The 11,885-nt window shown below is 67.6% G+C and carries 11 protein-coding genes; all 11 read right to left on the bottom strand.

Features of this window, described 5'->3' with window-relative positions:
* Positions 1-34 precede the first annotated feature (34 nt).
* The 11 genes from nrdR to ftsZ all read right to left on the bottom strand — a co-directional run bounded on the left by nrdR (position 35) and on the right by ftsZ (position 11,726).
* Positions 35-535: a transcriptional regulator NrdR gene (gene nrdR, locus AC5RVV_RS00325; protein ID WP_493999479.1), complete on the bottom strand. Its 501-nt coding sequence runs from the start codon at positions 533-535 to the stop codon at positions 35-37.
* A 100-nt stretch (positions 536-635) separates the two neighbouring features.
* On the bottom strand, positions 636-1,985 hold the full coding sequence (gene hisD, locus AC5RVV_RS00320) for a histidinol dehydrogenase (RefSeq protein ID WP_493999478.1): 1,350 nt from the start codon (positions 1,983-1,985) through the stop codon (positions 636-638).
* Positions 1,986-2,019: 34 nt separating this feature from the next.
* On the bottom strand, positions 2,020-5,562 hold the full coding sequence (gene dnaE / locus AC5RVV_RS00315) for a DNA polymerase III subunit alpha (RefSeq protein WP_494001241.1): 3,543 nt from the start codon (positions 5,560-5,562) through the stop codon (positions 2,020-2,022).
* 46 nt (positions 5,563-5,608) lie between these two features.
* Complete coding sequence (locus AC5RVV_RS00310; protein ID WP_493999477.1) at positions 5,609-6,544, bottom strand: RluA family pseudouridine synthase; 936 nt, start codon at positions 6,542-6,544, stop codon at positions 5,609-5,611.
* Positions 6,537-7,148 carry a signal peptidase II gene (gene lspA, locus AC5RVV_RS00305; RefSeq protein ID WP_493999476.1) on the bottom strand — a complete coding sequence of 204 codons (612 nt, stop codon included), beginning with the start codon at positions 7,146-7,148 and terminating at the stop codon, positions 6,537-6,539. The genes AC5RVV_RS00310 and lspA overlap by 8 nt, the downstream gene beginning before the upstream one ends.
* Positions 7,149-7,277: 129 nt before the next feature.
* Positions 7,278-7,943, bottom strand: a complete 666-nt coding sequence (locus tag AC5RVV_RS00300) for a DivIVA domain-containing protein (RefSeq protein WP_493999475.1) — start codon at positions 7,941-7,943, stop codon at positions 7,278-7,280.
* 149 nt (positions 7,944-8,092) lie between these two features.
* Positions 8,093-8,380, bottom strand: a complete 288-nt coding sequence (locus AC5RVV_RS00295; RefSeq protein WP_493999474.1) for a YggT family protein — start codon at positions 8,378-8,380, stop codon at positions 8,093-8,095.
* 69 nt (positions 8,381-8,449) lie between these two features.
* Positions 8,450-8,965: a cell division protein SepF gene (locus AC5RVV_RS00290; protein WP_493999473.1), complete on the bottom strand. Its 516-nt coding sequence runs from the start codon at positions 8,963-8,965 to the stop codon at positions 8,450-8,452.
* Positions 8,966-9,055: 90 nt separating this feature from the next.
* Complete coding sequence (locus tag AC5RVV_RS00285) at positions 9,056-9,805, bottom strand: YggS family pyridoxal phosphate-dependent enzyme (RefSeq protein WP_493999472.1); 750 nt, start codon at positions 9,803-9,805, stop codon at positions 9,056-9,058.
* Positions 9,802-10,521, bottom strand: a complete 720-nt coding sequence (locus AC5RVV_RS00280) for a purine nucleoside phosphorylase YfiH/LACC1 family protein (RefSeq protein ID WP_493999471.1) — start codon at positions 10,519-10,521, stop codon at positions 9,802-9,804. Before AC5RVV_RS00280 ends, AC5RVV_RS00285 begins: the two co-directional genes overlap by 4 nt.
* A 20-nt stretch (positions 10,522-10,541) precedes the next feature.
* Entirely contained in the window at positions 10,542-11,726 is a 1,185-nt protein-coding gene (ftsZ, locus tag AC5RVV_RS00275) for a cell division protein FtsZ (protein WP_493999470.1), read from the bottom strand.
* Between the last annotated feature and the right edge of the window lie 159 nt (positions 11,727-11,885).

Below are 11,885 nucleotides of genomic sequence, written 5' to 3'. Positions count from 1 at the left end.
CCCCTCCGCAGCCGCCACCGGAGTCTTGGTCGCGCTACTGCGCTGTCAACGGCCGTTGCCGGCCTTCGGGCCCCTGCTGGCCGTTCCTCTGCGCATCGTGGCGCAGCTGGTCGATCGCGGATTCAAAATCCTCCAGCGATTCGTAGCCCTGGTAGACGCTGGCGAACCGCAGGTAGGCGATCAGGTCCAGCTTCTTCAGCGGCCCCAGGATGGCCAGGCCCACCTCATGCGCGTCGATTTCCGCGGCACCGCTGGCGCGGACCGACTCTTCGACTTCCTGGGCCAGCATGGCCAGGTCGTCTTCCGTCACGGGACGGCCCTGGCAGGCCTTGCGCACGCCGTTGACGACCTTGGTCCGGCTGAACGGCTCGCTGACCCCGGAGCGCTTGATCACGCTGAGGCTGGTGGTCTCCACTGTGGTGAAGCGCCGCCCGCAGGCCGGACACTGGCGGCGCCGCCGGATCGCGGAACCGTCATCGGTCAGCCGGCTGTCCACCACCCGGGAATCGGAGTTACGGCAGAACGGACAGTACACGCCACACTCCTTCCCTCGGGACAGCCAACTTATTCATCCTAGAACCATATCTAGGTGAATTACAAGACTGTGATTACTACATGTTGGGGTTTGGGCCCGTTCAGGCGAACCGGATGGCGACGGCGTCGCCGTGGGCCGGGAGGTCCTCGGCGCGGGCCAGCGCGGCGATGTGCCCGCTGACTTCCCGCAGCGCCGCGTCGCCGTAATTGACCACCTGGACGGCGCGCAGGAAGGTCGTCACGTTCAGGCCGCTGGCGAAGGTGGCGGTGCCGCTGGTGGGCAGCACGTGGTTGGAGCCGGCGCAGTAGTCGCCCAGGCTCACCGGGCTGTAGTCGCCCACGAAGATCGCTCCGGCGTTGCGGATGCGGGCGGCTACCCCGGCCGCGTCGGCGGTCTGGATCTCCAGGTGTTCGGCGGCGTAGGCGTCGCAGACGGCGATGCCCTGTTCCAGCCCGTCCACCAAGATGGTCCCCGACTGCGGGCCGGACAGCGCCTCGCGGACGCGGGCGGCGTGTTTGGTTCGGGCGACCTGCTCGCCGAGTTCCCGGCGCACTGCCGCCGCCAGTTCCTCAGAAGCCGTGATCAGGACGGAGGCGGCGTGCGGGTCGTGCTCGGCCTGGCTGATGAGGTCGGCGGCCACGAACGCCGGATTGGCAGTCTCGTCGGCCAGGATGGCGATCTCGGTGGTGCCGGCCTCGGCGTCGATCCCCACCACGCTCTTGACCAGCCTCTTGGCCGTGGCCACATAGACGTTGCCGGGGCCGGTCACGACGTCCACCGGCTCCAGCGCCGGGCCGTGCCCGTTCGCGGGCGCGCCGTAGGCGAACGCCGCCACCGCCTGCGCGCCGCCGATGGCGTACACCTCGTCGATTCCCAGCAGCCTGGCGGCGGCCAGGATTGTCGGGTGCGGGAGCGAGCCGAAGTCCTTCTGCGGCGGCGACGCAAGGGCGATGGACGCCACGCCGGCGGCCTGGGCGGGCACCACGTTCATGACGACGGATGACGGGTACACCGCCAGCCCGCCCGGGACGTAGAGGCCCACCCGGTTCACCGGGATCCACTTGTGCGTCACCACCGCTCCGTCACCGATCTCGACGTCGGTGTCCCCCGGCTTTTGCGCCGCGGCGAACCGCCGGGCCCGCGCGATCGATTCCTCCAGACCGGCGCGGACCTGCGGATCGAGCTGTTCCAGGGCTTCCTCCAGCGCGGCCGCCGGCACCCGGGGATGCAGTTGCTCCACCCCGTCGAACCGGCGGGCAAGCTCCGCCAACGCGGCGAACCCGCCCGCCCGGACCTTGCCGATGATTTCCTCTACGGCGCCGGTGGCGGCGTCGAAGGTGGTCTCCGCCCGCGGCATGGCCGCCTTGAGTTCGGCGGTGCCCAGCCGGCGGCCGCGCAGGTCAAGGGTGGGGAAATCGGTGAAGGTGTTGGCCGAGGCTGCAGAAGTCACCCACCCATTCTACTGACCCGGCGCCGCCGCCCGGTCAGGCATCGAGGCAGGCCGGCCCGAGCAGGACCTTGAGGTCGCCGAACAGCGAGGGGTTCGGGTTGACCCGCAGGTCCACCCCGAGCTTCATCACCTCGACCTTGCGCGAGCCGTTCAGCCGCACCTGCACCTCGGTGGTGCCCGGGTGGGTGCGCAGCACGTCGCCCAGCGCGGTGACCACCGACTCGGTGGCCTTGAAGCTGGCCATCGAGATCACGACGGGCCCGGAGTGCCCGTCGCTCAGGTCCGGAACGGTGAGTTCCTGGGCATTCAGGGTGACGGCACCGTCGTCGCGGCGCTGCAGCCGGCCGCGGACCACCACGATCAGGTCTTCCGCGAGCACGGTGGCGATCGGCGCGTAGGCCTGCCCGAAGAACATCACTTCCATGGAACCGCCCAGGTCCTCGACCTCGGCACGGGCGTAGGCGTTGCCGCTGTTCTTGGCGATCCGGCGCTGCAGCGACGTGATCATGCCCGCGATGGTGATGATCTGCCCGTCCGGCGGGCCGTCCTCGCCGATCACGGACGTGATGGACAGGTCCGCGTGCTGGCTCAGGATCCCGTCCAGCCCCTGCAGCGGGTGGTCCGAGACATACAGGCCGAGCATGTCCCGCTCGAACGCGAGCTTGTCCTTCTTGTCCCACTCGGGCAGGTCCGGCACGTCGACCGACAGACCCCCGGCGGTTTCGCCGCCGTCGTCGAACGCGCTGAAGAGGTCGAACTGGTTGGCCGCCTCGTTGCGCTTGAGCACGATGACCGAGTCCACCGCTTCTTCGTGGATCATGGCGAGGGCGCGGCGCGGATGGCCCAGCGAGTCGAACGCGCCGGCCTTGACCAGCGACTCGATGGTGCGCTTGTTGCACACCACGGCCGGGACCTTCTGCAGGAAGTCGCTGAAGCTGGCGAAGTTGCCCTTCTCGTCGCGTGCGGCCACCATGGCGTGCACCACGTTGGCGCCGACGTTGCGGATGGCGCCCATGCCGAAACGGATGTCCGTGCCGACCGGGGTGAAGTTCAGCGCCGACTCGTTCACATCCGGTGGCAGCACGGTGATGCCCATGTGCCGGCATTCATTCAGGTACAGCGCCAGCTTGTCCTTGTCGTCGCCCACCGAGGTGAGCAGGGCGGCCATGTATTCGGCCGGATAGTGCGCCTTCAGGTAGGCCGTCCAGTAGGACACCAGGCCGTAGGCCGCCGAGTGCGCCTTGTTGAACGCGTAGTCGGAGAAGGGCAGCAGGATGTCCCACAGCGCCTTGACCGCCGCCTCGGAGTAGCCGCGGTCCACCATGCCCTGGTGGAAGCCCGCATACTGCTTGTCCAGTTCGGACTTCTTCTTCTTGCCCATGGCGCGGCGCAGGATGTCCGCCTGGCCCAGCGAGAAGCCGGCCACCTTCTGCGCGATCGCCATCACCTGCTCCTGGTACACGATCAGGCCGTAGGTGGTATCCAGGATTTCCCGCAGCGGCTCTTCCAGCTCCGGATGGATCGGGGTGATCTCCTGGACGCCGGTCTTGCGCAGGGCGTAGTTGGTGTGGGAGTTCGCGCCCATCGGGCCCGGCCGGTACAAGGCGATGACGGCGGAGATGTCTTCGAAGTTGTCCGGGCGCATCATCTTCAGCAGGGACCGCATGGGGCCGCCGTCGAGCTGGAACACGCCGAGGGTATCGCCGCGGGCCAGCAGTTCGTAGGACGGCCGGTCGTCCAGGTCGAGCGTTTCAAGGTCCAGGTCGATGTCCTGGTTCATCTTGATGTTCTCGATGGCGTCCGTGATGATCGTCAGGTTGCGCAGGCCGAGGAAGTCCATCTTGATCAGGCCGAGGCCTTCGCAGGTGGGGTAGTCGAACTGCGTAATGACCTGGCCGTCCTGCTCCCGGCGCATGATCGGGATGATGTCGATCAGCGGTTCCGAGGACATGATCACGCCGGCCGCGTGCACGCCCCATTGGCGCTTCAGCCCCTCCAGGCCCAGCGCGGTTTCGAAGACCTTCGCGGACTCCTGGTCGGACTTGAGCAGCTCGCGCATCTCCTCGGCCTCGCCGTAGCGCTTGGCGTTGGGATCGTGGACTTCCTTCAGCGTCAGGCCCTTGCCCATGACGTCCGGCGGCATCGCCTTGGACAGCCGCTCGCCGGTGGAGAACGGATAGCCCATGACGCGGGACGAGTCCTTCAGCGCCTGCTTGGCCTTGATGGTGCCGTAGGTGACGATCATGGCGACGCGGTCGTCGCCGTACTTCTCGGTGACGTACTTGATCACCTCGGGGCGGCGCCGGTCGTCGAAGTCGACGTCGAAGTCGGGCATCGAGACGCGGTCCGGGTTCAGGAAGCGCTCGAAGATCAGCCCGTGCTTGAGCGGGTTCAGGTCGGTGATGCGCATCGCGTACGCGACCATGGAGCCGGCGCCGGAACCACGGCCGGGCCCCACGCGGATGCCGTGGTCCTTCGACCAGTTGATGAAGTCGGCGACCACCAGGAAGTAGCCGGGGAAGCCCATCTGGAGGATGATGCCGATCTCATATTCGGCCTGCTTCCGCACGTCGTCGGGAATGCCGTGGGGGAACCGGTAGTGCAGGCCCTTCTCGACTTCCTTGACGAACCAGGACTCCTCGTTCTCCCCGTCCGGCACCGGGAAGCGCGGCATGTAGGAGGCCTTGGTATTGAACTCCACGTTGCACCGCTCGGCGATCAGGAGCGTGTTGTCGCAGGCCTCCGGGACGTCGCGGAAGATGGCCCGCATTTCCGCCGGGGACTTCAGGTAGAACTCGTCCGCATCGAACTTGAAGCGCTTCGGGTCGGCCAGCGTCGAGCCGGACTGCACGCACAGCAGCGCCGCGTGGGACTTGGCGTCTTCGGCATGGGTGTAGTGGAGGTCGTTGGTGGCGACGAACGGCAGCCCGAGTTCGCGGGCCAGTTTCCGCAGGTCGGCCTGCACGTTGCGTTCGATGTCCAGGCCGTGGTCCATCAACTCGCAGTAAAAGTTTTCTTTGCCGAAGATGTCCCGGAGATCGGAGGCGGCCTGCTTGGCCTCGTCGTAGAGTCCCAGCCGCAGCTTGGTCTGGACCTCGCCGGACGGGCAGCCGGTGGTGGCGATCAGCCCCTTGCCGTAGGTCTGCAGCAGGTCGCGGTCCATCCGGGGCTTGTAGAGGTAGCCCTCCAGCGAGGCCAGCGACGAGGCGCGGAACAGGTTGTGCATGCCTTCGGTGGTCTCGGCCCACATGGTCATGTGGGTGTAGGCGCCAGCGCCGGAGACGTCGTTGCGTCCGCCGTCTCCCCAGCGCACGCGGGTCTTGTCCGCCCGGGCGGTGCCCGGGGTCAGATACGCCTCCACCCCGACGATCGGCTTGATGCCGGCGTTGCGGGCCTTGTTCCAGAAATCGAAGGCGCCGAAAACGAACCCGTGGTCGGTCGTCGCCACCGCGTTCATGCCCAGTTCATCGGCGTGGCTGAACAAGTCGGTCAGCCGCGCGGCACCGTCGAGCATCGAGTACTCGGTGTGGTTGTGAAGGTGGACGAAGGAATCGTTGCCGATCTTGGATGAAGTCACTGCTGCCACCGTTTCATTCTAGGTGCCGGAGTCGGCCGGTACCGGCTTACACGCGGTGTTCGGCCAGCGCCTGCAGCGCGTAGGCCAGGTCCCGCGGGTACTCGCTCTCGTATTCGACCCACTCCCCGCTGCCGGGGTGGTGGAAACCAAGTTTCTTGGCGTGCAGCCACTGCCGGGTCAGTCCCAGTGCGGCGGCGAGTTTGGGGTCCGCGCCATATGTCAGGTCGCCGGCACACGGATGCCGCAGCGCGGAAAAGTGCACGCGGATCTGGTGCGTGCGGCCGGTCTCCAAGTGCACCTCGACCAGCGAAGCCCTGCCGAAGGCCTCGAGTACCTCGTAGTGGGTGATCGAGTTGCGGCCGTCTTCGACCACGGCGAACCGCCAGTCGTAGCCGGGATGCCGGCCGATCGGCGCATCGATGGTGCCCTCCAGCGGGTCCGGCAGTCCCTGGACCAGCGCGTGGTAGACCTTGTCCACCGTGCGTTCCTTGAACGCGCGCTTCAGCAGGGTGTAGCCGTGTTCGGTCTTGGCGACCACCATGACGCCGGAGGTTCCCACGTCGAGGCGGTGGACGATGCCGGCCCGCTCGGCGGCGCCTGACGTCGAAATCCGGTAGCCCCGGGCGGCCAGGGCGCCGACGACGGTCGGGCCGACCCAGCCCGGCGACGGGTGGGCGGCAACGCCCACCGGCTTGTCGATGACGACGAAATCGTCCTCGTCTCCGAGAATCTTCAAATCCTCTACCTCTTCCACCACTACGGCGAGTGGATCCCGCTGTTCGGGTACGGCAATGCGCAGGCTTCCCTGCTGCGGGAGCTTCTCCGACTTGGCGATAACCCGGCCGTCCAATTCCACGCGTCCGTCGCCGAGGAGTGCTGCGGCCGCCGAGCGGGATACTCCCAGCAGCGCGGCCACCGCGGTATCGGCCCGCGCGCCGGCTGTCCGGGCGTCCAGCTCCACGACCCTGACGTCGTCAGTCACCGCTCTCCCCCGCCGCCTTGCCGTCGCCGGCCGGCTTGTCCACGGCCTTGGGGGCCTCCCGGGTACCGTCCATTCCGATGCCCATGAAGGTCAACACGCACCACAGGATGACCGCTCCCACCACGGCGGAGTCGGCAATGTTGAAGATGGCGAAGTTGGGGAAGGCGATGAAGTCCACCACGTGGCCCACCCCGAAGCCGGGTTCGCGGAACAGTCGGTCGGTCAGGTTGCCCAGCGCGCCGCCGAGCAGGAAGCCGAGCGCCACGGACCACCACAGGGACCGGACCTTGCGCGCGTAGACCACGATCGCCGCGGAAACGGCCGTCATGACGATGGTGAACACCCACGTGTAGTCCTCGCCGATCGAGAACGCGGCCCCGGAATTGCGGATGAAGTGCCAGTGCAGCAGCGGCGGCAGCACCGGGGTGATCTGGCCCTCGGTCATGGTGGACACCACCCACCACTTGGTCAGCTGGTCGAAGGCATAGGCGAACGCCGCGCAGCCGGCCAGCAGCAGGATGAACCGGCCGGCGCCCTTCCGCTGTTCCGGTGCGGCCGCGGCCCCATCGTCGGGTCGATCGGCTGCCGGTGAAGTTTCTGACATGTCTCTCTCGTCTTCAGTGCCGGTCGGGCGCCGGGGCGGGGCGCCCAAAGCCAATGGCCGGCGGCAGGGTAATCCCGGCGCCGGCCATTGGGAGCCCCGTGGCACGGGGCTGGCGGTTATCTTCCGCGCTTACGCGTCCGCGCTGTCCTTGACCTCGGGGGCAGCGAAGGATCCGCGGGCTTCCAAATCCCGCAGCTGGCCTTCGATGTACGCCTTCAGGCGGGCCCGGTAGTCGCGTTCGAATCCACGCAGCTGCTCCAGTTTGCGCTCCAGCACGGCCTTCTGCTGCTCGAGGTTGCCCAGGGTCTTGCGGCTCTTCTCTTCGGCGTCGTTGACCAGGCTGCTGGCTTCCAGCTGTGCCTCGGCAATGATCTTGTCCCGCTGCTCCACACCGGCGGTGACGTACTCGTCGTGGAGCTTCTGGGCCATGGCCAGCACGCCTGCGGCGGACTCGGCGGCCGCGGTGTGCCCGGTCCCGGATGCCGGAACGGCCGCGGGGGCCGGCTTCGGCTCTTCCTTCGGCTTGGGCTCTTCCTTGGGCTCTTCCTTGACCGGTTCCCGGACCTGCTCGGTCTTCGGGGCGGCGGAGACCGGAGCCGGCACGGAGGCCTCCGGACCCTGGTTCGACGTGGCTTCGGCCAGCTTCTTGCGAAGTTCGTCGTTCTCCTGGTTCAGCCGGCGGAGTTCGACGACGATCTCATCTAGGAAATCGTCGACCTCGTCCTGGTCATAGCCTTCGCGAAACTTGGTCGGCTGGAACCGCTTGTTGACAACGTCTTCTGGCGTCAAAGCCATCTGGTCACCTCATACTGGTTCGTGGGTCATGAATGCTACGTGCTGGATTCATAACAACGGTAGCGAATATCCGCCGTGCAACGGGCATCCGCCAGCTATATCTGAATCAGAATATATCGTTTCGGAGACGAACACTAACGCGCCTCGGGTCAGGCCAGACCGGCCACGATCGCCATGGCGATCGTGACGGCAAGGAACAGGACCAGGAACGCAAGATCGAGCGCGAATCCTCCGATTCGCAGCGGCGGAATGAGCCGCCGGAGGGCCTTCATGGGAGGGTCGGTCACGGAGTAGACCGCCGACGCCGCGACGAGCGCGATGCCGCGCGGCCGCCAGCGCCGGGCGAAGGCCTGCACGATTTCAAAGACGATCCGCACGATCAGGGACAGCTGGAACAGCATCAAGATCAGGTAGAGCAGGACGAAAATGAGGGACACGCCGGTTCCACGATTCCTAGCGCTAGAAGGAGTAAGGCTGGCGGCACGCCTGCCGGACGTAGCTGCGGGCTAGCTCTGGTTAAAGAAGCTGGCCTGCTGGTCGCTGGACTTCCGGTCCTCGCCCAGCACTTCAACGCTCGACGGCGAGAGCAGGAAGACCTTGTTCGTGACCCGCTCGATGCTGCCGTGCAGTCCGAAGACCAAGCCGGCGGAAAAGTCGACCAAACGCTTGGCTTCCGCTTCGCCCATGTCCGTGACGTTCATGATCACCGGAATGCCGTCGCGGAAACTTTCGCCAATGATCTTGGCATCATTGTACGACCGCGGATGCACGGTGGTGATCTGGTGCAGCACGGTAGCGTCCTCGCGGGCCGACGGAGCGCGCTTGATCGGCGTCACCGGCGCCCGGTATTCCTCGGCAACCTGCTTCACCGGCGGGGCGGGCTCGGGGCGGCGCTCCTGACGGGGCTGGTCCACAGGCTGCTCCTCATCTCGAGCGGGCGTGTCTGCCTGCTCGGCTTCGTAGTGCTCGTCACCATCGGCGAGCCCAAGATAAATCATTGTCTTGCGCAGTGTGCCTGCCATGGTCGCTCCCATCCTGTCTTCAGCGCTGCTGTCGCGCCTTGCCAGGTCCCGGATCGGCCGGCCCGGCAAGGAGTCTGCCTAGCCAAAACGCTACCCCACGGCTGGTCGCGGGCCGAGGACATCGGAACCGACGCGGAGGTGTGTCGCGCCCGCGGCGACCGCCGCTTCGAGGTCCTGGCTCATGCCCGCCGACACCAGGCCGGCGCCGGGATGCTGTTCCCGAAGCCGCTGCGACAGTTCGACCAGCCGGCCGAATGCGCGGGCAGGGTCTGCGCCCAGCGGTGCGACGGCCATCAGCCCGGCGGGGTTCAGTCCCTCGGTGTCGCCGAGGGCATCGGCCAGCGCCGGGATGTCCTCGGGCCGGGCACCGCCGCGGGCCGCCGTGCCCGCGCCCTGCCCGGCGCCGCTCTCGTCAAGGTTCACCTGGATCAGGCAGTCCAGGTGCGCCCGTGGTCCGAGCCCGGCCGCCTCCCGCCGTTCCCGCTCGGCCACCACGGCCTTGCCGAGGGCGGTGACGAGTTGCCGCCGGTCCACCGAATGGACCACATCCGCGTACCGCACCACGGACTTTGCCTTGTTCGTCTGCAGTTGCCCGATGAAGTGCCAGCGGAGCCCGGCACCGGCAAGCTCGGCGGCCTTCGCGGCCGCTTCCTGGTCCCGGTTTTCGCCGACGTCGGTGACGCCCAGGTCATGCAGCAGCGCGACGTCGGAGGCCGGGAAGAACTTCGTCACGACGATCAGTTCCGGCTCCGTGGATCGCCCCGCGGCGGCCCGGGCAATCCGTGCCCGGACACGTTCCAGGTTCGCTGCGAGTTCGGACTTGCGGGCGTCGGTACTCATGCGTCCTTCCAGACAAGGCCGGCGAACCGGCCGGTTTGTTGATCGCGCCGGTAGGAGTAGAGCCTTTCGTCCTCCCGGGTGCAGCCGGCCACCTGGTGCACGTCCACATCGAGCCCGGCCAGCTCTGCCCTGGCTCCGGCGGCAAGGTCCAAAGCCGGCGTCCCCCAGGCTGTCCTCGCCGCCAGTTGGGGAATCCGGGCAACCGCCTCGGCCTGCATATGCTCGGGAACCTCATAGCAGGCCCCGCAGATGGAGGGACCGATCCAGGCCCGCAGTTCGCCCGAACCGGCCTCGCGGAGCCGGGCGACGGTGTTGGCCAGCACCCCGTCGAGCAGTCCGCGGCGGCCGGCATGGGCCACGGCGGTGGCGGGCCCGCCGTCGGCCCGTGTTCCCACCAGCACGACCGGCAGGCAGTCCGCGACCATCACCGCCAGCGGCGCCGCGCCGTCGGCGCTGACCAGCGCGTCGGCCGGCGCGGCTCTTTCAGTGGCGTCGGCCTCCCCGCAGCCGGCGGGGATGACCGCGGCGACGGACGAATGCACCTGGTTCATGAACCGCAGCGAACCGGCCGGTACAGCCATGGCGTCTTCCAGCGCCGCGCGCCGCCGGAGCACCGTGTCGGGGTCGTCCCCGACATGCAGGCCAAGGTTCCCGGCCGAGCGGTCGGTAAAAGCGGCCCACACGCCGGTGTGGACCCGCTGCTTCCACCAAAACACTGCCGGACCTGCCTGAGGGTTTACTTCAGGAAGTCCGGAACGTCCAGGTCGTCGACGCGGCCTGCGCTCAGGTCCGGCTCGACGATGGCCGGCAGGTCCATGTCGAAGCCCGCGTCGGCGGGAACGTGGTGCTGCGGCATGGCACCGCTGAAGCTGTGCTCCATGGGCTCCGAGACCGGCACGGACGGCTGGGCGGCCGGAACGGCGGGCGTCCCGGCGGGGGCGGCGGCCGGCTTCTGGGTCGGAGCGGAGGTGACGTCCACCTGGTCAAAGCCGGCGGCGATGACGGTCACCCGGGCTTCGTCGCCGAGTGCATCGTCGATGACGGCGCCGAAGATGATGTTCGCCTCGGGGTGTGCGACCTCCTGCACCAGCCGGGCGGCCTCGTTGATCTCGAACAGGCCCAGGTCCGATCCGCCCTGGATCGACAGCAGCACGCCGTGCGCACCGTCGATCGAAGCTTCCAGCAGCGGAGACGCGATGGCCAGCTCGGCGGCCTTGACGGCCCGGTCCTCGCCGCGGGCGGAGCCGATGCCCATCAGCGCCGAGCCGGCGCCCTGCATGACGGACTTCACGTCGGCGAAGTCGAGGTTGATCAGGCCCGGGGTGGTGATCAGGTCGGTGATGCCCTGCACGCCGGAGAGCAGCACCTGGTCGGCGGACCGGAAGGCATCGAGCATGGAGACGTTGCGGTCGCTGATGGACAGCAGGCGGTCGTTGGGGATCACGATGAGGGTGTCGACTTCGTCGCGCAGCGTCTCGATGCCGCTTTCGGCCTGGTTCGAGCGGCGGCGGCCCTCGAACGTGAACGGGCGGGTGACAACGCCGATGGTCAGGGCGCCGAGCGAGCGCGCGATCCGGGCCACCACGGGTGCGCCGCCGGTGCCGGTGCCGCCGCCTTCGCCGGCGGTCACGAAGACCATGTCCGCCCCGCGCAGCACTTCCTCGATCTCTTCGGCATGGTCCTCGGCGGCCTTCCGGCCCACCTCCGGGTCGGCGCCGGCGCCAAGACCCCGGGTGAGTTCGCGCCCGACGTCGAGCTTGACGTCGGCGTCACTCATAAGCAGTGCCTGAGCGTCGGTATTGATGGCGATGAACTCCACGCCACGGAGTCCCACCTCGATCATCCGGTTGACGGCATTCACGCCACCGCCGCCGATGCCGACGACCTTGATGACGGCCAAGTAATTCTGCGGTGCTGCCACGTCCTGTGTCCCTTGCTCGAGTCTGTGCACTGATCAGTTCTGCCGGAGCGGGCGGGTACCCTGTCCGGTAGTTTCACCTAACCTTAACCTTCAGCTTGAAGGTTAGAGTTATGTCAAGTAGTTTCTATTCGAGACGCTAGACGCAAGCCCCGGCCCACA

Source organism: Arthrobacter sp. MDT2-34-1 (genome assembly GCF_059091365.1).
Note: the sequence above shows the minus strand (reverse complement) of the source record. Positions and strands in the feature narration are given on the sequence as shown.